The sequence below is a fragment of the Algoriphagus zhangzhouensis genome (genome assembly GCF_900148515.1).
Lineage (GTDB): Bacteria > Bacteroidota > Bacteroidia > Cytophagales > Cyclobacteriaceae > Algoriphagus > Algoriphagus zhangzhouensis.
Genome location: NZ_FRXN01000001.1, coordinates 1,170,638 through 1,195,979, shown reverse-complemented (window position 1 = coordinate 1,195,979; position 25,342 = coordinate 1,170,638). Strand labels below are relative to the sequence as shown.

The following is a 25,342-nucleotide window of genomic DNA, read 5'->3' as shown; positions in this document are numbered from 1 at the left end:
CAAAGGCCTTAATTTTTTTAGTTTTCTGAAAGAATATTTCCTTTTTGATCGATGATGAAGTTCTTTTCTTCTTCACCTTTTTCTATTCGTATAGCGATAATAATCACTCCTTTATTTTCTCTGTAATTCACTCGAGTCACTTCAAAGCCGGGGAAATCCCCTTCGATTTTTCTTTTGAGTTCTTCAGGCAATGGATCCTCATAAGGGATCGTATTATTGAATCTATATTCTGGTCCCAAATCTTGCTTCAATTCGGTGAATTTATTGATCCCATTGGATTGCTTTTCTAAAATGAAAGCATCGTATAATTCACCGATAGCAGTGAAGGATTCAAACTTAAGTGTATTGTCTTCAATGCTGATTACCTGAACCAATTGCGTATTTTCCGCTGCTCTGTCTCTAACAGCTTCGGTACCTTCCCAACCATTTGGATTCAAGCCATACATTTTTCCCCCACTGACAGAGACGACATAAACAGTTCCTGTTTGATCTCTCATGTTCATTCCATCCATGACATTGTCATTTTCTCCAGGATTAGCACGTCCTCTTGCATAGCTGTGATCATGTCCTTGAAGAGCCAAATCTACTTTATACTCATCAAAGATAGGTTTCCAAATTGCCCTTAATTCATCGTTATCACGTCCAGCAGAAGCTGAAAAGAGGGGGTGGTGATAAGAAACAATCGTCCATTTTTTATCATTTTCTGCCAAGATCTTCCTTAACCATTCCGACTGCTTTTCATGATCTCTATTGCTATCTAAGAAAATCATTTTCACATCGGGATAATCAATGAAATAGGCAGTTTCTTCTAAGCCTTCAGGCCCATTCTCAGGAAGAGTAAATTGAGGCTTCCATTGAGCGGAAAGTTGTCTTCCTTCATCCCTTTTTGCTTCAGATAGGTAGTTGTATTCATGGTTGCCGGGAACAGCAATGGTCGGAAGCATACTATGGATAAACCCTCCAGCTGTAAACCATTCGTGCCAATCCTGTTCTCTGTGGGCTGTATTGATCAAATCACCCGCATGAATGATAAAATCTGCATTTGGAGCTTGTCTATATCCTTCGCGGATCAATCTTGACCAGAGTTCAAGGACGTAATTTTGGGCATCTCCTACGTAGAGGAAAGAAAAGGGAGCTGATTTTTCATTTGAAGCAGTTTTGAATTGAAACCATTCTGACCAATGCTCTCCATCACCAACCCTGTAACCATAAATGGTATTGGGTTCAAGCCCAGCAAACTTGACAGAATGATTTGCAGAGATAAGTCCTGCATTGGCAATCTCAGTCCCATCCAAAATGGTGGTTTTTGCCTGAAGGGTTTTACCATTTCTCCAGAATTTCGGTGCTGCTGTTGCTGGAGCAATTTCAGCATAGGCCACAGTAACCTCTGGACTGGTTCTCCAAGTCACTGCCATTTGGGAGGTTGGATCTGGGCCAGGATTAAGAACTATTCGATCAGGATGAATCCCCGGTTTGGTCCAGTCTGCCTGAAATTTTGGAGCCTTGTAGACTCGTATATCTTGAGCTTGTGACTCTGGTTTTAAGATCAAAAAGGAGAGCAAAAAGAGTAATATGGTGTTTTTCATGATTCGGTTTAAATTCCTTTTAAAATAACCCAAAGAATCTGAAAAAAGACTACTCAAATGTCTTCAAATGAAATTGCTAACAAATTGATAACGTTTCTTTTATTTGAATCAGAAAGAAAGAGACCAGACTCCACCTAAATCTGCATTTTGAATTGTAATGCTATCTCCTTTATGGATAAAAATTGGTTGACCGCTAGCACCTAAATCCCAAAATTCACCCTTTAAGAACAAAGTCATTCCAACTGGTGCGTTGGTTTCATATATTTTTTTGGGAAGAGAATATTTTTCTATTGCTTCAATTAAGGTGATATTTCCCAAGTCTGTAGAGTCAACATCTGTAGGGGGAGAAGATATCCCAAATCCTTCCCATGGCTCAGCCATTGAATTAATCCCAGGGGAAAAAGAAGGGTTTAGAATAACTGCCGGGGTGGAGTTTTTAATCAATTGATAACTGTCCTCGAACCAGGCATCTTCATTTAGTAGGATGGATGTTTTCCCGACAGGAAGGTCAAAAACTTCATGATTTTCGCTCTGAACCAGATTTAAAAGTAGATCATCAAAGACGCCAGAATGTTCTTTGATAATGGGGTTTCCGATGATTTTTCCATCAGGCCCAAAAACAAAAGAGACATTAGTAAGTGGTTCAGTGATATCTATATAAATTTCACCCTCTACCACACTTGGTCTAGGTAGGATAATTGATCCAGCAACGATATAAGTTTGATATTGCTGAGCTAAACTAGAAAAGGTATCAAAATAGGCTTCTGCCATATTTTTCGCTTTCATCCTAAATACAGCGGCCATGGATCGATCTTCTTCATCAGATCTTAAATAGGCTAAGCTAAAGTCAAAAATATTGCTCCAAATTAAGGTAGCTTTAGCATCTTCCAATCTTGTTTTTGAAGCTAGGCTATGTTTTTCATCAACTAAAATCAACCAGGTTCCAATATTTTCTGGAAAAACAACTAGCGTGTTTGTTTTTATCAGATCGGATTTTTTTGCTTCGGCCATGTAAAGCCCAAGCTTGTTTTTATATCTCTCTTGTAATACAAAATCCGCCTCTTCCATGTAAGGCTGTATGCCAACCAAATTATTTTTTAAAGTATCATTTGGGTTTATATCTTGGACTAGAGACAGGAAAATCTTGGGAGGGTCAACAGGAGTTTTTCTTCCAGAATAGGACCAAATCAACCAAATAAATATAAATAATAGAACCAGACTGATTCCAATTCTTTTAAGCATGGAGTTTTTTTAAAAATCTATGAAAGTTATAATGGACCGTAAAAAGTAAAATTACTTTTAAGGAAATCGCAATTTATTTTTGGGAATAAGTAAAGATATGAAACTGATCTTGAATTGTCATTTTTAATTTTTTAAGGTGATATTTCAATTGCTGAAAGAGATAAATCCCAGGTTTTTATTTGGTTCAAATAATTAAATGATTGATTTTCAGGTTAAAGAGTTTTTTTTTAGTAGATTTATTTAGTTGAAAATAAGCAGATTGATGCATCCAGGTTTCATCCGGAATAAGCCAACTACTTTTTAAATTTTATTTAGAATTATCCGATTGAAGGTTTCAGTAAAATGAAGGTACTAGCCATACCGTGAAATAGCTTATTCAAAATCTTTTATTCCCGAATTTTGAAATTTTGTAGCTAAGGGTTTATTGAAAAATTGTTGATCTGATCAAGTAAGTTTTTAATTGTTTCATCAATTTTTTTCTGATCAAATGAAAATTGATAAATCTCCGTTTGATAGCAATTTATTGGTTGGTTTGGACCAAAGTGAATTGCTTTTGTCCAAAATAAAGAAATGGGGAGCTTGTCTTGAAGAATCCAATGTCTGGGTTCCTAACACAATTTTTGTTTTTGCGAAAGTAAAAGGATTTGATGTTGAGAAACTAAAAAGGTTTCTAAGGAGTAATGAATTGCAAGAGCATAAACGGAGTTGTGAGTTCGAATTGTCGATCATATTGATAGTTGACAATTCTCTTCCTGAGGCATGGTCTTTATTAGAGTTGGGGATTTCAGACGTGATTTACTTCAAAGAAGTTAATGAGTTTGTCAATTATTGTAAGGATTTAAAATTTCAAAACTCCTTTATTAAAAACATCCTAAGTAGTCAATTGGTTAAGAGTAATCTAATTGGATGTTCTACATGTTGGATGGAATTTTTGAAAGAAATCATCACTGCTTCGATTTCGGGAAAAGGAAATATTTTTCTCTATGGAGAGACAGGCACAGGTAAAGAGTTACTGGCAAGATTCATTCATACGATAGATAAAGTCCGGTCAAAAAATAACTTGGTAATATTGGATTGTACCACAATTATTCCAGAATTATCGGGTAGTGAGCTTTTTGGTCATGAAAAGGGAGCCTTTACAAATGCTTCTTATCACAGAGATGGGGCTTTTTCTCTTGCTGATGGAGGTTCACTTTTTATGGATGAAATAGGGGAACTACCAGTTCAACTTCAATCCGAATTTTTGAGAGTACTTCAAGAAAAGCAGTTTAAAAAAGTTGGAGGAAATTTTTATAAATCTTCCGATTTTAGACTTATCAGTGCGACTAACCGTAATTTAATTCAAATGATAAAAAATGGTAGTTTTCGTTCTGACCTTTATTTTAGAATTTCGGATCATTCTTTTAAGGTGCCAGCTTTAAGAGAAAGGAGGGAAGATATACCGGGCCTCGCAAGATATTTTTTGTCCAAGGCATTAGATGCCCCATTAGATGAAACTCCACATTTTGATAAAGGTGTCATGGAGTTTTTAATGCATAGGGATTACCCTGGAAACATTCGTGAGTTAAAACAATTGGTTTTTCGAATTGCGAAAAATCATCATCATCATCATTTGGTGACTCCAGGTGAGGTTCCCTTAGCTGAAAGGGCAAAAATCCCAAAAACAATAAGATTTGAAAAGGAAGGACACTTATATGAGATTATGAAAAAAAACCTTCTCTCTGGAGTGAATCTTACCGAGATAAAAAGGCAAACCATGCGGGAGGCTATCAAAGCTGCACTGGATATTAATAATCAAAATAAGCATTTGGCAGCTAGGTCTCTAGGTATTACTGTTAGGGCTATTCAAAAGTTTCTTCAAAAAGAAAATGAATCGAATGAAGAAGATTCTAAAGAAGAGGGTAAGGATTAGACTTTGTATTATCGAACATTGATTGAAAGGGGGCATTATTCAAATATCTTGGGTCTGAATTGATATCTCTCGATATTCGGAGTTCATCCTTTGATTCACCTTTAATTACATAGTTTTTGCAAGTTTGGCAGCTACATGATTTTATTTTAGAATTACTATTTGAAATTAGTTTAAGGAAATTTTTAGACAGAATGGACTCTTTGTCTTTTCTTGAGATTTCCAAAGCCTTTACTTTATAAAGTTCAACGCCAGGATGGAGCCACGGTCCATCACTTCCAAATAAGAATTTTGAGGATCCGGCTCTTTGTACTGCTTCTTGCAAGACATCAAATCTTCTTATCCCAGAAGTATCTGCAAATGCATTCGGGTATCTTTCCAATAGGCCAATGCAATTTTTTTGAGCTTTCCAATCGTCCGCAAAGCTTCCTAAATGCGGAATAATAAAGTTTACATCAGGATATTCAGATATGGCACATTCTGTTCCTCCAATATCACCCATGGGGTCATAAAGGATAGGTAACCTGAAATACCTGGCTACTTGACAGATTTCTCTGGAAAGTTGAGAGTCGGCTCGGTGAACTTTGATTCCCTTGAACCCATATTCATTTACGGCAATTTTGACCAAATCAAAAATTCTACCTGTATCTCGTGAAGCGTGGACAAAAGCAAATCCATAGAAGCGTTGGGGATTTGAGTTGACTATTTTAGCTACCTCTCTATTTGCAATAGCGTAATTGCTATGAAAAGCTGCAAACAAAACCGATTTGGTTATTTGAGACCGATCACACCACTTAAGGTAGTCCTTAAGTGGTGCATTCGTATCCCAAGGTCCGGTTAGCCCATCACCTTTGCCAGCATGACAATGACTATCAATGATCAGCATAAGAGTTCTATTGTTGAGAAAGTCTTCTTTTGATCAGGATGGCCGGCTTGATGTGATAATCCCGCTTTGCATAATCCGGAGCATTGGCGCTTAAATCCACTCCTGTGACTACCTGATACCTGTGAATATATCCCTGGATTTCATTTCTCCACTCATCTGCCCATTGTGCGGCAAAGTTTGCCTGGTTGATAACATACCAGTCTCCGTATCGGATACTGAGGATTAGTTGCTCCCCAAAGATTGCCAAATCATGGAAATTATTGATACTGACTGGATCCCAGCCTTGAAGGTTTTTCATACTATCTACTCTCGGCATCCATCCTTGGCTATAAGGGATCATTACCTTACCTCCCAGAAATTCGCGAACCTCCGGACGGGATAGAATCCATTGCTCTATGAGCATTTCTATTTTGGATACGGTAGGCAAATCACCAAATTGATTATGGGCACCTTCAGCCAAAATCATATGTACTTCCTTTAGTGCATTTAGCACAGGAAATCCATCAGGAATTCTTTGGATGTTGTCCCGTTCTCTATAAAAGTGAGCACATTTATTCAATAAATTATTAAATGCGGCCATAAAGCCAGATCTACTGTTGACTGGATTTAAATTAGATATGGCTTTGCCTATGATATTGATTCCATAGTGATTCTCATATTCGTAAGCACGTCTCGGTATAGTAAGCCGATGTTGGGTATCCTGAATATATCCCCACAAAATATTACTTAGAGGTCTTAGCGGATCTATGTCCATTTGATTTAAGGCATTTTTTCCATCTGTCTTGATGTTTTGGAACCTGTGGGATATCGCATTCATGGTCTGCACCAGGTATCCTTCTTCATGCCAGTAATTCCATATCAATTCAGAAAGAACAGGGAACTCGAATCTACCGCATTCATCATTGCAAAGAGTCAGCGAGAAATCTTTTAAACTTTCTTTGATTCTGTCAATATATGGCGAGTTTGATAATGAGATTGAGTTTATCTCATAATCCAGATTGTTTCCTGCATCTGATATGATTTTTACATACAACTCCGTAGCGTTTTTCAATACACTATATGCCTGAGAGTTATGGAAGGGGATTTGATTGGATAAAATAGGCTTTACTACTTTTTCCTTACAATTATCAGTCGACTTACTTTCTTTTTTTATAACATTTTCGGAAGTAGTAGGACACATGATACTCGTGATGAATTTTTCATAGTTGGCAAAATCAATTTTCCGACTTCTGATTACTTTCCATAAGGTTTCATCTTTACTGAGAGCTCCACCGTGATCTTCATATTCGAGATTTGTTCGACGGTTAGATATTGTCAATGTATTCTCGGAGACAAATTTTTTCCCTTCTTCGTGAATGAATTTTTTCAAGCCTTCATCTTGATACCATTTTGCCTCATTGTCTTGAGTGTTTTGTTTTTGAGTTGTCATTTTATGTTTGTTTAATGTCTTTTAAAAGCCCAATTCCTTAGCTGTTGGGTAAATATTTTGCTCTCCTCTTTTGGAGAAATTTTTCCTAAAAACCTTGCCTGTCCGAATACAGAAAAAACCAATGTTGGCGGGGCTGTTTGAATCAATTTTGTATTGGATTTCCATTCCAAAAATTTTTGATTGAGTTTAGCCGGCTGCCGATCTCGAATCGGAAATAATTCTCCGAGAGATTTACCCTTTAGGGCTTTCGGTTTATGTAAATGAACAAGTTTTATAAATTCCGGAATCATTGCTTGAAGGTTTTGAACTAATTCAACCTTCTTTTCAGGAAGCCCATCAAGAGGATAAAATCTCTCCCAAAAACTCCATAGTATGTTCCAGGCTTGGTTTGGGAATAGCCATCTCCCAAATGCGCAACTAATAAATACCCTCATATACGGTGCAGGGTGCGGGTCATCCAGATCCAATCTAAACTGGAAGTATTTGGGCAGTGAAACTACTCCCATCAATCCGGTAGTTGCCGAGATTCCCAAATGACACATGGCCCAATAATCGGCTAGGATCTCAGAAATCCATCTTTCATAATATTTCCAATATTCAGAATTCTGTGGTTGTAGAGTTTGCATTTTCTGGAGCTCACTTCTCAAAGATTGAGTGATACCCAATAGTTCTGCACCTTGATGTCCGACTTCATGAATGATTGATGCCGCTATGCCATTTCCTACCAACCTTTCCCGAGGAATTTGAATTACTGCTACCGGATTTTGATCTCCGCCTGGTAGCCTAGTTCTCGCCCTTCGTATCGCAGCTCCATGGCCTCTTTCTAAAAAGACCATTAGGTCGGGTGTTTCATCGAAATAAGGTTGTCCTACTTTCAATCCATCTTCGGATAAGGCGTCCAATCCACTTAGCCATATTCCAGTCTCATGTTCTGATCTCTGAGATAAAACGTCAGCAAAAATGTCCATTTGATCCAAAATGCTATTGAAGCGTAACTTGAGGATCACTAAATCTTTTTGAAGATTTTCAGGAGCCTTATTCTCCTTTTTGGCTCTTTTCAAGTTTTCCAGAAAAAGATTGATTCCCTTGAATAATTTGCTTTTGCTTGATTGCAGTAAGTGGCTGACTTTCTGCATGGCTGATGACGATACCTCTGCTCCTTTGACCATGGGCATTGTCATGATAAATGGTTTGTGCTGAATCAATCTTACTTGCAGCGACTCAGCCTCCCTAGTTAGGTAGTCGTATGCTAAGCTTGAAGTATTCATGGTCCCGATTAAATTCCCTGAAGAATTATGTTTCCGCCTTTTCTATACCATCTACCTGATTTTCTTTTGGAACTGCTAGGTAAAGATCCCCCTCTCACTCCAAGCAATCCTGGAGCAAATGTTCTCGCCGCATGTTTGAAAGCAGAACTGGCCGAAGCCCTTCCTCCATTAGGAGGCATTTTGACTGCATTTTTTGCAGCATTGCTGGCAAATCTCACATAAGCTCTCGCCATTTCGAATTCTTGATCCTCAGGACTGAGACCTTCAAGTTCCAGTTCGAAAAGGTTTCCTGCGAAGGATCCAAGTTTCCGGCCTACCATCCCGCCTACACCTGGAACCAAAAAATTGCCAATGGCTCCGCCTGCAATTGGTAATGCTCTCTTGGCAACTTTTTTAAGCATTCCTCCAAGGGCTCTTCCGGTACTGCTCCTTGCAAACCGTCTCACTCCTCTAGCTGCTTTTTTGAATAGTTTGCCAAGAAACATATCTAATTCCTGGTCTGAATTGATATTTAGAAGTTCTCCGGCGAGTTCCATTTCCATGGCTTCAGTCAACCCTGTTTCACTGTCTACCTCGCCTTCGAATTCAAATTCATTTTCAAATTCGTATTCGTTTTCAAATTCATTCTCAAATTCCTCTTCAAACTCGTATTCATTTCCACTTGAACTCCCTCTTGCTCTTAGAATTATTGGATAATGGTTGGAAGCTGCCTTGATTATTGCAGGATTGATTTCCATACTCATTCCAGAGTTTAGCTCTTTGGATAAATTTCTAAAGGTGTCTGCCGTAAGCCTTACAAACCCTGGCAATCGATTAGCAATCACCTTTCCTGCTTTTCCACCTAAAAATGCTCCTGCTCTTCGACCCCACGCAGCTCCTGTTCTTGCGCCAGCTTTTCCATAAACTCTTCTGCCAATAGCTGAGCCTATAGCACGACCCGCAGAACCACCCCAAGCCGGAAGAGTTCTTTTTGCAATTCTTCCCAATGATCGAACGGCCTTCCTACCTGCAGAACTTGAAAGTAAATCCGCGGCAACTCCTGCAGTCCGTTTTGCTACTTTTTTTGCCCAATCAAAAAATTCGGCTTCTGATTCCAACTCAAGTAATTCTTCGGCGAGCTCCATTTCAAAGACTTCAAATTCCATCTCATCGGAAGCATAGTCTTGATCAAGTTCAAACTCAAATTCATTCTCTTCATCGTATTCTTGTTCGAATTCAAATTCTGGATCAAACTCAAACTCAAACTCATCTTCTACAGAATTAAATTCCTGCTGAAAATGATCGTTAGGTATATTGTGCATGATATTTTTGTTTTGGTTAAAAATGTGAACGCTTGCAAGCCAAAACTTTATTTCTATCATTGTGCCAAAGTTAAAAAGCTGAAAATCAGATTATTGTAAAATAATTTATGCGAACAAAATTTCTTATTTAAAAATTAGTGGAACTTGAGCGAACTTTTTTTCGCTGAAAAATTGCCACTTTTTTGAATGAGGATTCAAGAAAGAGCAAACCTTGGAATAGCAGCACTTTTCTAATTTGTAACTAGAAGTAATACTCTAAATAACTTAAAGGCCAATTAAAAAATCCCTAAATTCTTTTGTGTTGAAATTGCTCATTCCTTCTTGATAGAAAACAATTTTACCTTCTGGATTTACCACTAACGTAGTAGGAATGGATTCACTTTGTAGGTCTTCATTCAAGCCAAAAGAAGCATGGGCAGTTGGGAAAGTCCAAGATTTACCATCCAGCATTTTTCTGCTTTTTTCGATGTCATTATCCAATCCAATCATTAGGAAATCGATATTGTCTTCACCTTCCAGACTCTTATATAATTCCGAAATATGGGGCATTTCCGCACGACAAGGACCACACCATGATGCCCATAGATTGATAAAAAGGGTTTTTCCTTTGTAGTCTTTTAAATCAATTCTATTTCCGTCAAAACCCATGAATTGGCCTCTGTAATCAAAATCATTATTTGTCAGATCAACTCTTTCGATTTTTGGTTTGATCAAACCTGTGGACAAAAGAACTGATTGAATAGCTCCCTGAACTACAGGTAATAATCCTGTAAAGTACAAGAAGGCAAAAAAAGACAAAATCAGTCCCCAGGACTTCAATTCTTTGAAAATGGTTTCTCTATTCATACTCTTAATTTAGAATTCCGATAATTATCGGAAGAGATTTGAAATTTCAGATTCCAATACCCAACGTTTAAACCTTAATTCCGATTGGTTAATTTTTAAATTTTCCAATTCTCTTCAGTAAAATTACTTCCACGATTTCAGACGGTTAGTGACATGACTCACGAACAGTCCTTTTTTCAACGAAAAGCTGCCTTATCTTGCAGGTCCAAAATTTACGAGAATATCCAATGAGTATGAATTACGAGATAAAAATAGCTTCCGAACTTTCCATCAAACCACATCAGGTTAAGGCTACCTTAGAGTTGTTGGACGAGGGAGGAACCGTTCCATTTATTTCCAGATATCGAAAAGAGGCGACCGGAAGTTTAGATGAAGTTCAGGTTGCGGCAATCCGTGACCGAGTGACTCAACTTCGTGAATTGGATAAACGAAAAGAGGCGGTTCTCAAATCAATCGAGGAGCAAGGTAAGTTGACGGATACTTTGAAGAAATCTGTCGAAGAGGCAGAGACTATGTCCAAATTGGAGGATATCTACCTTCCCTACAAGCCGAAAAGAAGAACAAAGGCGACTATCGCTCGAGAAAAGGGTTTGGAGCCTTTGGCAGAATTAATTTTTGAGCAGAAAAGCAGCAATCTCTCTTCTGAAGCAGAATCTTATGTAAGCGAAGAAAAAGAAGTGAAATCAGTAGAGGAGGCGCTTCAAGGTGCTAGAGATATCATTTCAGAATGGATCAATGAGAATGCACCTTTGAGAGAAAAAATGAGAAAGCTTTTCTTGGAAGATGGAACATTCACCTCCAAAGTGATTCCAGGAAAAGAGGCAGAAGCGGCCAAATATAAAGACTATTTCGACTGGTCTGAACCGATCAAATCGGCTCCATCTCACCGAGTTTTGGCGATGAGAAGAGGGGAGAAAGAATTGTTTTTGATGCTGGATTCCTGCCCTGAGGAATTGACTGCTTTAGGAGTGATCGAAAGAGAAATCTTGGCAGACGAGGCCAATGAATCTGTAGATCAGGTGAAATTGGCGATCAAAGATGCCTACAAACGACTTTTGAAACCTAGTATGGAAACGGAAGTTCGCTTGCTTACCAAGAAAAAGGCAGATGAAGAAGCGATTCGTGTTTTTGCTGAAAATTTGAGACAATTGCTATTGGGAGCTCCATTGGGTGAAAAGTCTGTCATGGCCATTGACCCGGGTTTTAGAACAGGATGTAAACTGGTTTGCTTGGGACCTCAAGGTCAATTTTTACAATACGAAGCTATTTTCCCTCATGAACCGCAGCGTAGATCTGCTGAGGCTGGCATGACCATCAAGGGCTTGGTTGAGAAATACAAAGTGCAGGCGATTGCGATTGGAAATGGTACAGCAGGAAGAGAAACTGAAGCATTTGTGAAGAGCCTAGGCCTTCCGAAATCTGTCATTGTAACTATGGTCAATGAAGCAGGGGCTTCTATCTATTCTGCCTCTGAAGTGGCACGTGAGGAATTCCCAGATTTGGATTTGACTGTAAGGGGTGCTGTTTCGATTGGTAGAAGATTGATGGATCCGTTGGCGGAATTGGTGAAAATCGATCCAAAGTCAATCGGGGTTGGTCAGTATCAGCATGATGTGGATCAAAACTCCCTGAAGAATGCTTTGGATGATACGGTGATGTCCGCGGTAAACGGAGTAGGTGTAGAAGTAAATACAGCTTCCAAACAGCTATTGACCTACGTTTCAGGATTGGGACCTGTTTTGGCTCAAAATATTATTGACTTCAGAAATCAAAATGGGCCATTTGCTTCCAGAAGTCAGCTTTTGAAGGTTCCTAGATTAGGGGAGAAGGCTTATGAGCAAGCGGCCGGTTTCTTGAGAATCGGTCAGGCAAAGAATCCATTGGATGCTTCGGCTGTCCACCCGGAGAGATATGCATTGGTGGAATCCATGGCCAAAGATTTAGGGGCTTCAGTGGCAGAATTGGTTCAGTCTGAGGAATTGAGACAGAAAATTAATTTGAAATCTTATGTGTCTGATCAAGTAGGTTTGCCGACTCTTCAAGACATTTTGGAAGAATTGGCAAAGCCTGGAAGAGATCCAAGAGAGACTTTTGAAGTATTTCAGTTTGAAGAAAGTGTCAATGCGATCAGTGATTTGAAGACAGGAATGAAATTGCCAGGTGTAGTTACGAACATTACAGCTTTTGGAGCCTTCGTAGATGTGGGAGTTCATCAGGATGGGTTGGTTCACTTGAGTCATTTGGCTGATCGATTTGTAAAAGATCCGAATGAGATCGTCCATGTGAATCAGAAAGTCCAGGTAACCGTGATGGAAGTGGATGTGGCTAGAAAGAGAATCGGATTGAGTATGAAATCAGATCCTTTTGCAGAAAGGGGAAAGAAAGCAGATAAACCGAACAGAAATTCCCAAAGAAGAGAAGAACCTCAAGGGACTATGGCTGAGAAACTGGCCATGCTCAAAGGGAAGTTTGGGAGCTAAAAATTTAAGAAATAGCCTCGAATTACCTCGAGGCTATTTTTTATCTCAAATTGAGCTTTGATTGATTTTCATCTCCTCAATCAATTCCAATACTCTCTCCTTTGCCTCCTGCGGGGAAATGATCTGAACCATATCGGCTAAACAGATGATCCAGCGTACAAAGCCTTCGATATGGGATGTCATAAAAGTCATCGTGACTTTGTTTTTTTCACGTGTTTCCATCACAAATCCATGATTGTATTTCTGGGTTCGAAGGTATTTTTCCTTTCTTACAGGAACTTCGATTTTGACCTCAATCAGATTGTCAGCAGATCTTACTTTGTCAATGTAATCTTTCAAGGAAGGGTGTGCCTGTGGATTATAATCCTCTCCCAAAATGCGTAACCAATTGATTCTGTCCAGACGAAAAGTTCGATAATCTTCTCGCATTTTGCACCAAGCTATCATGTACCATTGATCAAAGGCGTAATAAACACCAACCCCTTCCAAAGTCCTTTCGCTCGTTTCCTCTTTATCAAAGGTGGTGTAATTGATACTGATTAGCTTTTTTGCACTCAAAGCCTCTAAAATCAACCTCAGGAACTGATCTTTTCCCGAATGAAGTAATTGATTCTTCTGCGTATAAACTGCAACCAAAGGAGAAAGCTGATTAACACGGTCTTTTTCCTGTGTTTTTAGCACTGATTTAATCTTCATCAAAGCAGAATGAAAATGCTCACTACTTCCTTTGTCCGAGAATTTCTCCAAGATCTTTTCTGCCACTACAAATGCCTGTGCTTCTTCTTGCGTAAACATCACTGGTGGCAATCGGTAGCCTTCCACCAAGGAATAGCCTTGTCCAGCTTCACCAATCAAGGGAACCCCAGCCTCCTCCAAGGCCCTGATATCTCTATAAACTGTCCTTAAACTTATCTGATATCGATCAGCGATTTCCTGTGCTTTGGTAAGTCTTTTGGATTGGAGATGGGTAAGAATGGCAGTCAGCCGATCGATTCTATTCATTTTTTTAAGAAAAGTAAAAATTACAAAATCCTACTGACATACTGTTGTCACTATGCGGCTGTTTCTTTGAATAACATTTAAACAACACATTATGGAAACGCAAGTGAATCAAGCAACATTCATCACCAATCAGCAAGTTTTGGAACATTGGCAAGGACATAGAGCTTTGACAAGAAGAGTCATCGAGGCTTTTCCGGAAAAGGATCTTTTTACTTTTAAAATAGGAGGGATGAGAACCTTTGGAGAAATGGTCGGTGAACTTTTGGCCATAGCAGGACCGGGTGTCATTGGACTGGCGACCAATGAGTGGAAAGCATTGGATGAAAGAGACAAGTCACAGGAAAGTAAAGAGAAATTATTGGAGTTTTGGGACCAGGCTACTGAGGTGATCAATGAATATTGGAGCAAGATTCCAGAGGAGAGGTTTCAGGAGACTCAATCCGCATTTGGGATGTATGAGAATAAAGGCTATGCTTCTCTGTTATATTTTGTGGACAATGAAATCCACCATCGCGGACAGGGATATGTCTATTTGAGAGCTTTGGGTATCGAGCCTCCGGCATTTTGGGAGCGTTAAAATAAAAAGGCTGTTTCAAATTTTTGAATCAGCCTCTTTTTGATTTTCTGTTTTTTAAATATCCCCTCTTCTTCCGCCTTGTCCTGGGCCGCCATCTCCCGTATTGATCATTTCATTGTAATCATTCATGTCCATCCCTTTGCTGAATCGGCGGATATTATAGGAGAATGTCAGCATGAAGTATCTCTGCAAAACATTGGTTTGGACATCTTCGATGAAAGTCTCAGAGATATTTCTTCGAACGCTGGTGTTTTGTCTAAACAAATCATAAACATTCAAGCTTACCTCACCACGTTGGTTGCTGAAGACTTTTTTACCCAAACTCATATTCACCAATGTGAAATTGTTGTCAAATCCCTCTGAAAGGCCGGAATTGACCTGATGAGAAAGATCCAAACGGTAAACAAATCCTTCCCAAATAATCCAGTTTAAATTCACCCTGCCTCTTTGGTTAAAGTATTTGTTGTTCAAGTTGGTGTTTAGGGTATTCTCTACATCGTTGAAAGAAAGCCTAGTCCAAACATTGAAATCAATTTGATCTGAAATATTACTGCTGAAAGAAAGTCCTGTGCTTAATCTTCTGGAGTTGTTGAAGCCGTTTAGTTCATTTACCAAAGTTGGTCTTTTGGTGAAAGAGGCTCCAAAATTGAGATTGAAATTCGATTTGATAAAGCCAGCTGGTATCCCATAACTCAACCAAGATCTGAAATCCATATACCCATCTAAGTTGACTGGCTTATAAAGTTGGGAGCCGGATTCCAAAATGATTCCATCTTGAATTTCTGTTGCCTCCTGGGCAATCAGTGAGCTATTTGTAATCGTGTTGTTTACAAGAGAAGACTGGGCAAATAAGAACCAGTTTCTGTCAGTTTCAGGATTGTTTGATCTGAATCGAACTCGCATTCTGTGAGAATAGGACTGGTTCAAATCCGGATTTCCGACATACAATTGAAGCGGATTGGAATTATCCACCACAGGTTGCAATTGTCTTAGGTCAGGCTCTTGCGTTCTGGTATCGTAATCAAACTCAATGTTTGTATTGTCCGAAAATTTGTAATCTACTCGGACAGTAGGAAGGAAGCTTTGGAAAGTTCTCTGGAGTTCAAATGATTGCGGGAATCCCTGCTGATTGTCCAGCTTTGCATTTTGATATTCACCCTCAGCTTGGAATCTTAGTTTGTCTTTGGAGTACTGATATCCCAATTCAACCTGCTGAGTCAAGAATTTACTTTCAAATGTGTTACTCAACGCAGTGTCTAATGAAAGGTTTGCACTACCCGGAGCTTCGTCTAGCACATCAAAGATCAATTGATCAGAATCATTTTTACGATTTCCGATCTCATACTCCAACTCGAACTGACTTCTTTCACTGACAGCTTCAGTAAAAGAAACTCCGGTTTGCCAAGAGAATCCAGTCCTGTCTCTGTTGATCAGCTGATTGATAGTCTCTGTTCGATATTCTGGTTCGAAATATTGATTTTCTGCCAATCTTTTAGCTCGGTCTTCATTTTTATGATTGCCTATTCTTGCCCTTACTGTCAAAGTCCTTCCCGGTTTGTCAAATTTGTGACTATACAAGAATCGATTGAAAAGATCGTAATCTTTGTTTTTGGCAGTTCGGGTGTTTTCTACTGTATTGATTGGGTTAGTGCCATCTGTCGTTTCTCCAGAGAAATTGGAGTTTTCCGTTTCAAATCTTGCTGATACTCTGGGAATAAATAAAATCCGATTTTTCTCATCCAGATTATACTCCAATCGCATGTCAAATTGATGCTGATTATTGATCCGAGTTTCATTGCTTATTTCTTCATAAAACTGCTGAGTTTCATCATTGGTGATGAATTCCCGGAATCTTTTTTGCTGCCCAATGTTTTCCCTTCTATTGAAAACATAGCTTCCAGAAACCTTGATTTTTTCACCCCAAAGGTCCGAGTAATTTAATCCGGCCAAGTTGGTATTGATCACTCCACTTTGTGGTCTTCCATTGTCTCTAGCATTTGGATCTGCTGAGTAATCTGTCATGTTGATATTGTTGGAAAGCCCTGTAAAAGTGATTCGTTGATCCTCATCAAATGCATTAATGGATGCACCGGCTATATATCTATCATCGGTTCCATAACCTACTGTAGTTCTACCAAATTGACCTTTTCTTCGATTTGGTTTGGTGATGATATTGATGGTTTTAAGTCTCTCTCCATCGTCAAATCCACTCAATCTGGCTTTTTCACTGAGTTGGTCAAATATCTCAACACTTTGAATGACTTCAGCTGGTAAATTTTGCAAGGCTGTTCGTACATCTCCACCAAAGAAAGGTTTACCATCTACTAAAATCTGGGCAATGTTTTCACCTTGAGCTTGAATCGCACCATCTGCTGAGTTTACTCCTGGGAGTTTTTCGATTAAAGTCTGGGCGCTGGCATCCCTCATGGTTTTGAAGGCATCAGCATTGTATTGAGTTGTGTCAGATTTTTGTTGACTGGTAGCTCTTCTTGCAGCGACGGTTACTTCTTGGAGGGCAGTAGCTTCCTCTCTTAGGTTAATTACACCCAAATCGATGTTTTGATTTACCTGAAGAGTTTTGAAGAAGTTGTTGTATCCGAGGTACTGGATCTTGAAGAGATACTCTCCTTCTTTTACTCCACTTATTTCAAAACTTCCTTCAAGGTCTGAAATCATTCCATCTACTTGAGAAGAATCATTGACATTGAGAAGAAGAACATTTGCATATGGAATCGTATTGTTTGAGCCAGATTCCTGGATTTTGCCTTTGACGGAATAGGTTTGGGAAAAGCTAAAATGAGCGCCAATCAATAAAAAAAGAAGTGTACTATAGAATTTCATACAGTTGGTTTATTTGGGAATGGCCAGCACAAAGTCTGCGGCCAAGAATACAATTACAAAGGAAACAGGCATATAATGGATTTGTTTCAACTTTAGGCTAAGCGGTCAAATGTTCCAATAAAAGAGTACCGATCATGTAAAAAATTAACTAAACATCTGATTAATAGTATCTTGGTTGCAGGCCTCTTCATTTCCTGTCATTTTCTGTCAGAAAAACATGTTAATTTTATGATCAATTGAATGTTTATAAAAGTAACATTCTATATTAGTGGTGTAAAACATGACAGCTATGGAAAATCAGGAGAAAATCAACATTACTACTAAGCAATTGGCTTCAGGAAATCATCAAGTGAAATTTTTCGTTGAGGATGACTCTAAGAATCAGTACGGTTACTTATTGATGTCAGAACCTAAGCCGGTTGGTGAGATTATTGCTGAGATCCAGCAAAGACTTGAGAAAAGAAGAATGGCTGAAAAGCAAATCAACCCACTTTTCCCTTTGGCACCTTCTCAAGAGGATTCTAACTTTTATTTATTCTCAGCATGAGTTTTCTCCCTTCCAACTTGAAGTTTTTGCGAAAGCAAAAAGGTATCACCCAAAGCGATCTGGCAGATCAATTGGATGTGCAAAGAACGATGATATCTGCCTATGAGGATGGTAGATCTGAGCCGAAGTTGAATACACTTCAGCGGATTTGTGAATTGTTGGAAGTTGGATTGGAGGAATTGATTGAGCACGATATCGAGAAATTGGGACGAAAAGCGGTGCAAAAAAGAAAGATGAATATCCTGACCATAGCGACCAATGAGGAAGGTAAGGAAAACATCACTTTTGTAAAGCAAAAAGCATCTGCGGGCTATCTAAATGGATTTGCAGATCCGGAGTATATGGAAAGCCTTCCGCAGTTCCATTTACCCAACCTTTCGACTCAGGCAACTTATCGTGCTTTTGAACTGGCGGGAGATTCTATGTTGCCTTTGATTCCTGGGACAATTGTAATCGGTGCTTATGTGGATCAATTGAAATCAATCAAAAGCGGAAGAACCTATGTACTAGTGACCCAGACTGAAGGAGTTGTTTACAAGCGAGTTTTCAATTATCTGGAAGAAAATGGCAAGTTATTTTTAGTATCAGACAATGACCATTACAAACCCTATGAAGTAAAGGGGCAGGATGTATTGGAGGTTTGGGAGGCCAAAGCCTTTATCAGTACAGATTTCCCTAATCCTGGAGACAAGAAGAAACCGTTGAGCCTAGAAGATCTTGGAGATATGATCAAAGATATTCATGATGACCTAAGAAGGTTGAAGGGTTAGTCCTTGCTTAAAATCACATTCATTGATGTGCCTTGAGTAGGGAAACTTAAACTTCCTGCCCAAGATTTTCCAGAATTTGAGGTTTGTAAATTAATTTCACCTGAAAAATTTACTACAGTACTAAAATAATCCGAGAACAAAGTGTTGCCATCGAGGTATCCGTCTCCGCTTCCTACCTCTATTTCGAATAAATTGTATTCGACGAAACTGAATTCATCTCCATTTTGCTCAAAAAAGAAAGTTGAGATAGGATTTCCAAAATTGTCTTGTAAAATCCAATATCCAGAAACATCTAAAATATCCGCGTAAGTCTCCTCTGTAGCAGGATTGGAAGGAGGAGTAAAACTTGCTTCTGAATCTTGCTCTGTTCCATATTCAGTGGGTTGATCCAAGATTTGAGTAGCTTCTGGTTCAAGATAGCCATCATCAAAATCCGGCCCGGAACTTAGATTGATTATGATTAGAAAAACCACAAATGCCCCTAAAATCCATAGGTAGTGTGTGGCCAACCAACTTTTTTCCTTGGGTTTGGCTGCCACAGATGTGGTTCGAGGAATTACTTTTTTGGGAGGTTCTTGATATCCAATTATCTTCTTGAGAATCTCTGCCAATTGATCAGAATCATATTGCCATCTGGAGCTACTCAGTTCATGTGCATGTCTTCTGGTTAAAGCTTTAAGATTTTCTGGTAGCTGATCTGCAGAAGGCATGATTGCACCATTGACTAGAACAGGGATCACTCGGATATCTCTTTCCAATGCCGCTGCTACTTCTAGGCGTATGAAATCATCCTCTTTGAAAAGTCTGAGGTTCCCATCTGAGTCTTTGATATTTGTCCAATAGGGACCGATCATGGCTATCAGAACTTTGCAAGAGCTAAGCGCCTTGTCTATGGCTTGGACAAAATCAAGTCCAGCTTCAATCGTTTCAACATCTAAAAAAACACTGTGCTCCCCAAAAATCTCCTGTAGGTGATCAACCAATCGACCTGCTTCTCCTGAGGCGTCCTGTCTTCTATAACTGACAAAAATTTTATTGTTTGACATAAAAAAGCCTGATTTTCTTCTACTAAATTTAAGAAAATCAGGCTTTTAAATGCAATAGTTTAAATTTTATCCAGCTAGTAAATCTTCAAAACCCTCTTGGATTTTTCCAACTGCATCAAAACTCGGGTCTATATTTACTACACCTTTTCCTAGTTGGTGCCAGTAACCATCTCCACAATCTATGTACTGTCCTCTCTTGGTGCCTGCGCTTTCCTTGGCCATTTCATAATGATAATCAGGAGTGAAAACCAGCTTCATCAATTGGATAGCATATTCCCAGTTGATGTTTCTTTTCTTTCCATCCATTTCAAAAATGACTTCTCTATTTGAGAATTGGACGGTAATTGAGCAATCTTCAGTTTGATCAGAAGTCACATTTCTATAATTGACTTTCAATGGAGCCTCACGATTGGTGCTTTCATAGATCGCTTGAATAAGATCCTGAGCCAAAAGCTGCCATTCTTCCTGGTTGGCAGGAGTCTTATAATCTTTTACTTTTCCGTTTTCAAGAATCCCGATTCTAATACCGCCTTCATCCAATGACTTTCCGGACCATTTGGATGATGAAAGCAATTCTTGAATAGGCTTTGTCCAAACCTTACCTAGATCCCCGTCGAATCGAAAATCATCATCAAGTGTAAAGCCCTCGTCTAATATTTCTTGCTCAGAAAGATCCTCTCTATCTGTATAATGTAATTCCAATAGGGTTTTTAGGGCATTTCCGGACCAATCCAATTCCATGTGGAAAACATGGCTGTATGGAGGTGGGACAATTCCTGAATCATATTCCAGGATAAGGCCTGTATTTTTTGATTTTGAAGAACTCATTTTTAGAAGTTTGCACAAAAATATGTTTTTTCACTCGTTAATACCTGATTTTTAAATCGGTTTCATAGGTTGAGAGATGATATAATACTGCTCCAATGAATTAAAAATGAGCTGTTTTTTTGTCTGCAAATAGCCTCAAAATAAAAGTAAAGTATCTGGTAATTAGATTTTTATGATTGTTGAAAAATTATCAGATACAAGTTTCAACTTATTACATTTTATTTGCGGCCAAAATAGACCAAGATGGAAGAATTGCTCGACCGAATCGCTGAAGGGATTTACTCCCAATCCTATGTAGTGATAGACAATTTTGTGGATGAAATCTTCCGGAAAGCACTTTTTGACGAGCAAACAGATCTATTGGAAAAAGGAAAATTCCGAAAGGCAGCAATTGGTATTGGAGAGCAAAAGCAAATCCGTCCAGAAATCAGGAGTGATGAGGTATTGTGGATGGATGCTGATAATTTAAGTTTGCTCCAATCGGAATATTGGAACAGGGTCGAGCAGATCAAGCAAATGCTCAATAGAAGATGCTATTTGGGACTGAAGTCATACGAAGGACATTTTGCTCGCTATCCTATTGGATCATTTTACAAGAGACATTTGGATCAATTTCATCAGGTTCCTTATCGTGAGGTGACGGTGATATTGTATGTAAATGATACTTGGTCAGAAGAAGATGAGGGGGCTTTGAGAATGTATATTCATCAAGAAGACGGGACTGAAAGGATAGAAGATTACCTTCCATTACCTGGCAGATTGGTGGTTTTCTTAAGTGGAGAAATCCCTCATGAGGTTTTACCTACTAAAAAGGAAAGAAATAGCATCACCGGTTGGTTGAAAACAATTGACTAGTGGAGCTTGATGTGAACCTCTTTGTTTTCATTTTCCTTTATTTCAAAAACACATCTCTCATAAGTTGGAGCTGAGAAGGTGATTTTTGGATTGTTGGAAAAGCCATAGCGTTCAGTTGGATACCCCAAAAGATGTTTTTCCAATTCTCCATCCTCATTTTCATCATGATATGCAGAAATGGCATATTCTCCTGGGCCTAAATCTGGAATACTGATTTCAGCGTGTTTGCCTTTGATTGGAAGGGAGTAAGAAACTACAGCTGTTTTGGTGTTTTCTGGAAATCCGACAGCTTGATTATAAACCAACACCCTCACTAAACCCTCATTGGAAGAGCAATTGGTAATCCTTAGCTTGATTGTTGAAGCTGGTTCAGATGCAATTGGCTGAGAAAGGCCTAAAAGAAAAGAAAGGAGAAAGGTGAGAATCATTGAGCTGTCGCTTTTCGGTTGATTTTTCCACTGGGAGTTTCTACGAATTTAGCTCTAAAAACGATCTCTTTGGGCTTTTCGTACTTATCGAGTTTTTGAGAAAGTTCTTGAATTAACGAATGAGAAGAATCAATTCCATCTTGTTCTTTTTCTATAAATAAAACCAGCTTTTCACCCAGGGTCTGATCAGGAACTCCGGCAAAGAAATAGCGTGATTTTGGATAAAGGTTTTGGATGATTTCTTCTGCTTTTATCTCTAAAAGTTCAGGATGTAATTTCACGCCTCCAGAATTAATAACAAAGTCTGCTCTACCCAACCAACGGAAGGAGTTCCCATTTTCTATTTCTACCAAATCATTGGTCTGGATGGGCTCTGGACCACTCATAGCAGATTTCACCCAAAGTGTATCTCTTTCATCGGTGCCGATACTTACTCTTGGTAGACAGGTGTAAAGCAACTCGTTTTCACTTATTGGAGCCAATGCATAATGTGAAACTGTTTCTGTCATTCCAAAAGTTTGAAATGCACTAATCCCATTTTGGATAATTGATTTTTTCAGTCGAAAATTAACTGGAGCTCCTCCTAAAATGATATGGGGAATGTTTTTAACCAATTCTGAGGTCTCTGGATTAGCTAGAATCATTTCCATTTGCATTGGAACTAAAGCGATGAAAGTTGGAGGATTTGGAAATGAATATCCTAGCAAAGGATTGGAAGAAGGCTCTTGAAGAATCACGGGCACCTGCCATTCCATGGCTCTCACAAGCATCATTTTTCCAGCGATGTAGGCAGGATTTAAGCAGCAGAAAAGCACATCCTGCGGATTGATTTTGAAAAAGCTACCAGTTCCTTTGGTACTGGCTTCCATACTTTTTCTTTGGATGGAAATAATCTTGGGAGCGCCTGTCGATCCTGAGGTCTTTTGGAAAAAAACATCTTTTCCTTCCAACCATTCTTTACAAAATGACAAGGCATCTTTCAAGAATTCAGATTCATTTTCATCGAATTGGTGAAAGTCCTCTAAGTTTTGAAAAGTCCTGTTTTTGTAAATCAGTTGGAACATAGGTTTTTATACTACTTGCTAAGATTTGGTTTTTGAAAGATCGTCAAATTCCATTGAAGCCTGCTATCTTGCAAAAAAATCTGATTTTTAACCAAAACGAAAATCATGGAGTGGATTACTGCCAAAGAATACGAAGATATCACTTATAAGAAATGTAACGGCGTTGCTAGAATTGCTTTTAATCGCCCGGATGTAAGAAATGCATTCCGCCCAAAAACTACTGCGGAATTGTATGATGCTTTTTATGATGCTCAAGAAGATACCTCCATTGGGGTTGTGTTATTGAGTGGAGAAGGACCATCTTCCAAGGATGGGAAATGGGCATTTTGCTCAGGTGGTGATCAAAAAGCCAGAGGACATCAAGGCTATGTAGGAGATGACGGCTACCACAGATTGAATATTCTGGAGGTTCAGAGATTGATCCGTTTTATGCCAAAAGTGGTGATCGCTGTAGTTCCTGGATGGGCAGTAGGAGGAGGGCATAGCCTTCATGTGGTTTGTGATTTGACTTTAGCTAGTAAGGAACATGCTATTTTCAAACAAACTGATGCCGATGTGACCAGCTTTGATGGAGGGTATGGTTCTGCTTATTTGGCAAAAATGGTAGGGCAGAAGAAGGCCAGAGAGATTTTCTTTTTGGGAAGAAACTATTCTGCTCAGGAAGCTTTTGAAATGGGAATGGTCAATGCTGTGATTCCCCATGATGAATTGGAGGACACCGCTTATCAGTGGGCTCAGGAGATCCTTGAAAAATCACCAACTTCCATCAAGATGTTGAAATTTGCTATGAACCTGACTGATGATGGAATGGTAGGTCAGCAGGTATTTGCTGGGGAAGCTACTCGATTGGCTTATATGACTGAAGAAGCCAAAGAAGGTAGAAATGCCTTCTTGGAGAAAAGAAAGCCGAATTTCAGGGATATTAAGTGGATACCTTAATGGAATTTCAATTGAAATAAAGAAGGCCAGTGAATTTCACTGGCCTTAACTTTTGGATTATTTTTCTTCCTCGATGGTTCCATGCTTTCTCAAGCCTGGTCCATCCATTTTGTTCAATGCATCTCCCATATCCGCTCGGGCAATATTTGCCAGAGAATCCATTTGAGCCATTACTTCAGGATATTTATCTTTCACATCAGTAGTCTCTGATGGATCATTTTCCATGTCATAGAGCTCTTTCTTTTCGAATTCCAGATATAGATAGTTTACAGGGAAGCCATCATTTCTCATTTCGGTTCCTTCCGGGATGGTTCTATACCTGTGAGGATATACCACTTTCCATTTTCCATAGATTACAGCCTGAAGTTCATTTCTGTTGTAATAAGCATAATATGGCTTCTCTTCCATTTTTTCTCCCTCGATCAAAGGCCAGATATTTCTTCCATCAATCTTCAAATCCGGAAGTTTGGAATCTGTCAAAGCTGCAATAGTTGGGAAAATATCAATAGTCATCGCAGGCTGAGCTTGCTCTTTGTCCGCTGGAATATGTCCCGGCCAAGTAAAGATGGCTGGCACTCTTATTCCTCCATCAAGAGATGTTCCTTTTCCTTCTCTCAAACCACCTGTAGTTCCGGCATGTCCGCCATAGGAAAGCCAAGGTCCATTGTCTGAAGTAAAGATTATCAGTGTATTATCGGCCAATCCTAATTCCTCTAGCTTTGATCTAACCTGGCCAACAGACCAGTCAATCTCCATCATGACATCTCCATAAAGGCCTTGCTCTGATTTTCCTTTGAACTTATCAGAAACATAAAGAGGTACGTGAGGCATGGAGTGAGCCAAATACAAGAAGAAAGGGCCTTCTTTATTTTCTTCAATAAAGGATACAGCTTTCTCTGTATACCATGTGGTCAATTGGCTTTGTTCATCCAAATATTTAATCACTGAATCTCCTTCATAAAGTGGAAGAGGTGGATAGTAATCTTTTGTCTCTGGGTGATGAGGCCACATATCATTGGAATATGGAAGTCCAAAATATGAGTCAAATCCTTGTTGGCTAGGAAGGAATTCCGGTTGATGTCCCAAGTGCCATTTACCCACTATTCCAGTATGATAGCCCTTCTTTTTCAACATTTCTGCTATGGTTGTTTCTTCCAGATTCAAACCATGTTTTGCAGAATGATCTAATGCTCCAAAGATTTCCAATCTATTGGCATAGGCACCTGTTAAAAGGGCAGCTCTCGATGCAGAACAAACTGCATGAGGTACGTAAAACTGAGTAAACCTTGTTCCATCATGGGCCAATTTATCAAGGTTTGGGGTTTCCCATTGGGTAGCTCCATAGGTGCCCAAGTCTCCATATCCCATATCATCCGCAAAAATGATAACGATGTTAGGTTCTTTGGTCTCCTCAGCTTTTTCTTTTGTAGGATTTGAATTGCATGCAAACGTTCCCATTAAGAGGGCCGAAAGCAAATAGTTGGTGATTTTCACTTTT

Annotated in this window: 21 protein-coding genes; 7 read left to right on the top strand and 14 right to left on the bottom strand. The window is 39.1% G+C overall.

The genetic code is table 11. The features are described from left to right. Nucleotides 1-17: 17 nt before the first annotated feature. Nucleotides 18-1,586, bottom strand: coding sequence for a purple acid phosphatase family protein (locus BUF13_RS05050; protein WP_073570624.1), 1,569 nt, complete (start codon nt 1,584-1,586; stop codon nt 18-20). Between the two features lie 108 nt (nt 1,587-1,694). Continuing rightward, complete coding sequence (locus tag BUF13_RS05045; protein ID WP_073570623.1) at nt 1,695-2,828, bottom strand: carbon-nitrogen hydrolase family protein; 1,134 nt, start codon at nt 2,826-2,828, stop codon at nt 1,695-1,697. Between the two features lie 487 nt (nt 2,829-3,315). On the opposite strand from BUF13_RS05045, the gene BUF13_RS05040 reads away from it, so the two are divergent. Further along, nucleotides 3,316-4,740, top strand: coding sequence for a sigma 54-interacting transcriptional regulator (locus tag BUF13_RS05040; RefSeq protein ID WP_134204336.1), 1,425 nt, complete (start codon nt 3,316-3,318; stop codon nt 4,738-4,740). Here the strand turns inward: BUF13_RS05040 and BUF13_RS05035 are convergent. The 5 genes from BUF13_RS05035 to BUF13_RS05015 all read right to left on the bottom strand — a co-directional run bounded on the left by BUF13_RS05035 (nt 4,718) and on the right by BUF13_RS05015 (nt 10,467). Then, on the bottom strand, nt 4,718-5,623 hold the full coding sequence (locus BUF13_RS05035) for an amidohydrolase family protein (RefSeq protein ID WP_073570621.1): 906 nt from the start codon (nt 5,621-5,623) through the stop codon (nt 4,718-4,720). The genes BUF13_RS05040 and BUF13_RS05035 overlap by 23 nt on opposite strands. 7 nt (nt 5,624-5,630) lie before the next feature. Further along, nucleotides 5,631-7,052 carry a hypothetical protein gene (locus tag BUF13_RS05030; protein WP_073570620.1) on the bottom strand — a complete coding sequence of 474 codons (1,422 nt, stop codon included), beginning with the start codon at nt 7,050-7,052 and terminating at the stop codon, nt 5,631-5,633. Between the two features lie 11 nt (nt 7,053-7,063). Beyond that, nucleotides 7,064-8,320: a hypothetical protein gene (locus BUF13_RS05025; protein WP_073570619.1), complete on the bottom strand. Its 1,257-nt coding sequence runs from the start codon at nt 8,318-8,320 to the stop codon at nt 7,064-7,066. An 8-nt stretch (nt 8,321-8,328) separates the two neighbouring features. Next, nucleotides 8,329-9,621, bottom strand: coding sequence for a hypothetical protein (locus BUF13_RS20455; RefSeq protein ID WP_134204334.1), 1,293 nt, complete (start codon nt 9,619-9,621; stop codon nt 8,329-8,331). Nucleotides 9,622-9,885: 264 nt separating this feature from the next. Continuing rightward, on the bottom strand, nt 9,886-10,467 hold the full coding sequence (locus BUF13_RS05015; protein ID WP_073570618.1) for a TlpA family protein disulfide reductase: 582 nt from the start codon (nt 10,465-10,467) through the stop codon (nt 9,886-9,888). A gap of 227 nt (nt 10,468-10,694) precedes the next feature. Here BUF13_RS05015 and BUF13_RS05010 point away from each other — a divergent pair, with 227 nt between their 5' ends. Further along, complete coding sequence (locus tag BUF13_RS05010) at nt 10,695-12,947, top strand: Tex family protein (protein WP_073570617.1); 2,253 nt, start codon at nt 10,695-10,697, stop codon at nt 12,945-12,947. Between the two features lie 45 nt (nt 12,948-12,992). On the opposite strand, the gene BUF13_RS05005 is transcribed toward BUF13_RS05010, so the two are convergent. Then, a complete protein-coding gene (locus tag BUF13_RS05005; protein WP_073570616.1) occupies nt 12,993-13,949 on the bottom strand; it encodes a helix-turn-helix transcriptional regulator in 957 nt (318 codons plus the stop codon). 91 nt (nt 13,950-14,040) lie between these two features. On the opposite strand from BUF13_RS05005, the gene BUF13_RS05000 reads away from it, so the two are divergent. Next, complete coding sequence (locus BUF13_RS05000; RefSeq protein ID WP_073570615.1) at nt 14,041-14,526, top strand: DinB family protein; 486 nt, start codon at nt 14,041-14,043, stop codon at nt 14,524-14,526. A gap of 54 nt (nt 14,527-14,580) precedes the next feature. On the opposite strand, the gene BUF13_RS04995 is transcribed toward BUF13_RS05000, so the two are convergent. After that, a complete protein-coding gene (locus tag BUF13_RS04995) occupies nt 14,581-17,367 on the bottom strand; it encodes a TonB-dependent receptor (RefSeq protein ID WP_073570614.1) in 2,787 nt (928 codons plus the stop codon). Nucleotides 17,368-17,647: 280 nt separating this feature from the next. Between BUF13_RS04995 and BUF13_RS04990 the strand changes: the two genes are divergently transcribed. Both BUF13_RS04990 and BUF13_RS04985 read left to right on the top strand, forming a co-directional pair. Further along, nucleotides 17,648-17,914, top strand: coding sequence for a hypothetical protein (locus tag BUF13_RS04990; protein ID WP_243839697.1), 267 nt, complete (start codon nt 17,648-17,650; stop codon nt 17,912-17,914). Next, nucleotides 17,911-18,684 (top strand): XRE family transcriptional regulator, encoded by a 774-nt coding sequence (locus BUF13_RS04985; RefSeq protein ID WP_073570613.1) that lies wholly within the window; start codon nt 17,911-17,913, stop codon nt 18,682-18,684. Before BUF13_RS04990 ends, BUF13_RS04985 begins: the two co-directional genes overlap by 4 nt. On the opposite strand, the gene BUF13_RS04980 is transcribed toward BUF13_RS04985, so the two are convergent. Then, entirely contained in the window at nt 18,681-19,730 is a 1,050-nt protein-coding gene (locus BUF13_RS04980) for a toll/interleukin-1 receptor domain-containing protein (protein ID WP_073570612.1), read from the bottom strand. The genes BUF13_RS04985 and BUF13_RS04980 overlap by 4 nt on opposite strands. A gap of 66 nt (nt 19,731-19,796) precedes the next feature. Beyond that, entirely contained in the window at nt 19,797-20,558 is a 762-nt protein-coding gene (locus BUF13_RS04975) for a hypothetical protein (RefSeq protein ID WP_073570611.1), read from the bottom strand. 243 nt (nt 20,559-20,801) lie between these two features. On the opposite strand from BUF13_RS04975, the gene BUF13_RS04970 reads away from it, so the two are divergent. Next, entirely contained in the window at nt 20,802-21,413 is a 612-nt protein-coding gene (locus BUF13_RS04970; protein WP_073570610.1) for a 2OG-Fe(II) oxygenase, read from the top strand. On the opposite strand, the gene BUF13_RS04965 is transcribed toward BUF13_RS04970, so the two are convergent. Further along, nucleotides 21,410-21,841 (bottom strand): DUF2141 domain-containing protein, encoded by a 432-nt coding sequence (locus BUF13_RS04965; RefSeq protein WP_073570609.1) that lies wholly within the window; start codon nt 21,839-21,841, stop codon nt 21,410-21,412. The two genes, BUF13_RS04970 and BUF13_RS04965, sit on opposite strands and share 4 nt — an antisense overlap. Further along, entirely contained in the window at nt 21,838-22,905 is a 1,068-nt protein-coding gene (locus BUF13_RS04960) for an AMP-binding protein (RefSeq protein WP_073570608.1), read from the bottom strand. The genes BUF13_RS04965 and BUF13_RS04960 overlap by 4 nt, the downstream gene beginning before the upstream one ends. 105 nt (nt 22,906-23,010) lie before the next feature. Between BUF13_RS04960 and BUF13_RS04955 the strand changes: the two genes are divergently transcribed. Continuing rightward, nucleotides 23,011-23,844 carry a 1,4-dihydroxy-2-naphthoyl-CoA synthase gene (locus BUF13_RS04955; protein WP_073570607.1) on the top strand — a complete coding sequence of 278 codons (834 nt, stop codon included), beginning with the start codon at nt 23,011-23,013 and terminating at the stop codon, nt 23,842-23,844. A gap of 57 nt (nt 23,845-23,901) precedes the next feature. On the opposite strand, the gene BUF13_RS04950 is transcribed toward BUF13_RS04955, so the two are convergent. Further along, complete coding sequence (locus tag BUF13_RS04950; RefSeq protein ID WP_243839696.1) at nt 23,902-25,338, bottom strand: sulfatase family protein; 1,437 nt, start codon at nt 25,336-25,338, stop codon at nt 23,902-23,904. Between the last annotated feature and the right edge of the window lie 4 nt (nt 25,339-25,342).